Origin of the sequence: Lactococcus sp. UBA7128, from assembly GCF_002492185.1 — a bacterium.
GTDB classification, from domain to species: Bacteria; Bacillota; Bacilli; order Lactobacillales; family Streptococcaceae; genus Lactococcus; species Lactococcus muris.
In genome coordinates, this window is sequence record NZ_DKXK01000003.1 from 11,512 (window position 1) to 11,945 (window position 434).

Genomic DNA, 434 nt, shown 5'->3' on the forward strand with positions numbered 1-434 from the left:
GTCCTTGTTTTCCGTGTCTCGGTTATAGTAATCGTGGACACGTCCGCCGACATTGACATTGTGTTCACGCTCACGGTCATTGATAGCCTGTTGCTCAAAAGAGCGGAAGGCAAAGGTTCCACCGACAAGCAAGGTGAGTCCTAAAACTGCTATAACACCCAGTTTTCTTTTTTGTTCCTTATTCATTTATTTTTCCTCATACTTCCATTTTGATTTAAACATGACGTGAAAAATCAAAAACGATTATTTTTTGATTTTTCACTAATGCAGTGCTTAGGCAAGGTCCCATAGGACTTGCCGTCTAGCATTAGTGCCTTTAGGCACAATAGCTAGCAGCACAGCAAAAAACGCCCTTTATCCAGGACGTATTGGTGTATGCGAAAAAAGACGGAAATCTACCGCTTGCTTAGCTGCTCTGCTCTGCTCTGCTCTGC

The 434-nt window shown here is 43.1% G+C and carries 1 pseudogene; it reads right to left on the bottom strand.

Annotated features, from left to right (window positions below):
* Positions 1-186, bottom strand: a pseudogene (locus B4H39_RS00565) (hypothetical protein); the annotation flags it as partial.
* Positions 187-434 lie beyond the last annotated feature (248 nt).